Source organism: Clostridium neuense, assembly GCF_045310695.1.
GTDB lineage: Bacteria > Bacillota > Clostridia > Clostridiales > Clostridiaceae > Clostridium_S > Clostridium_S neuense.
This window is the reverse complement of the sequence record NZ_JBJIAA010000038.1, coordinates 1-1,377: the sequence shown is the minus strand read 5'-3', so window position 1 is coordinate 1,377 and position 1,377 is coordinate 1. Positions and strand designations below refer to the sequence as shown.

The 1,377-nt window shown below is 51.5% G+C and carries 1 rRNA gene (only partly in view); it reads left to right on the top strand.

Features of this window, described 5'->3' with window-relative positions:
- Positions 1-1,361 (top strand): 23S ribosomal RNA (locus tag ACJDT4_RS23230) (its annotated part extends 1,465 nt beyond the left edge of the window); the annotation flags it as partial.
- Between the last annotated feature and the right edge of the window lie 16 nt (positions 1,362-1,377).

The window sequence follows — 1,377 nt, the reverse complement described above, 5'->3', positions numbered from 1 at the left end:
AATCTGGGGTGTTACGGGGAAGGAAATTTATTTCCGAAGTATCTGATTTCATGCTGCCAAGAAAAGTCTCTATCGAGGAATTTGGTGCCCGTACCGCAAACCGACACAGGTAGATGAGGAGAGAATCCTAAGACCATCGGAAGAATTGCTGTTAAGGAACTCGGCAAATTGACCCCGTAACTTCGGGATAAGGGGTGCCTGCGAGAGCAGGCCGCAGAGAATAGGCCCAAGCAACTGTTTATCAAAAACACAGGTTTCTGCTAAAGCGAAAGCTGAAGTATAGGAGCTGACGCCTGCCCGGTGCTGGAAGGTTAAGGGGATTGCTTAGCGCAAGCGAAGGCATGAACTTAAGCCCCAGTAAACGGCGGCCGTAACTATAACGGTCCTAAGGTAGCGAAATTCCTTGTCGGGTAAGTTCCGACCCGCACGAATGGCGTAATGATTTGGGCACTGTCTCAACAGCAAATCCGGCGAAATTGTAGTGCAAGTGAAGATGCTTGCTACCCGCGATTGGACGGAAAGACCCCGTAGAGCTTTACTGTAGTTTAGCATTGAGTTTCGGTATTGTCTGTACAGAATAGGTGGGAGGCTAGGAAATAATCTCGTCAGGGACTATTGAGCCATCTTTGGGATACCACCCTGACAGTATTGAGATTCTAACCGGAGGCCATGAAACTGGCCACGGGACATAGCTAGATGGGCAGTTTGACTGGGGCGGTCGCCTCCTAAAAAGTAACGGAGGCGCCCAAAGGTTCCCTCAGCGCGGTTGGAAACCGCGCGAAGAGTGCAAAGGCAGAAGGGAGCCTGACTGCGACACATACAGGTGGAGCAGGGACGAAAGTCGGGCTTAGTGATCCGGTGATTCCTCGTGGGAGGGTCATCGCTCAACGGATAAAAGCTACCTCGGGGATAACAGGCTGATCTCCCCCAAGAGTCCACATCGACGGGGAGGTTTGGCACCTCGATGTCGGCTCGTCGCATCCTGGGGCTGAAGTAGGTCCCAAGGGTTGGGCTGTTCGCCCATTAAAGCGGCACGCGAGCTGGGTTCAGAACGTCGTGAGACAGTTCGGTCCCTATCCGTCGCGGGCGAAGGAAATTTGAGAGGAGCTGTCCTTAGTACGAGAGGACCGGGATGGACTGACCTCTGGTGTACCAGTTGCCGCGCCAGCGGCATGGCTGGGTAGCTATGTCGGGAAGGGATAAACGCTGAAGGCATCTAAGCGTGAAGCCCACCTCAAGATAAGATTTCCCATAACACAAGTTAGTAAGACCCCTGAAAGAACATCAGGTTGATAGGTTAGAGGTGTAAGGATGGTAACATTTTTAGCTGACTAATACTAATAGGTCGAGGGCTTGACCAATTTAAAATAACTATTT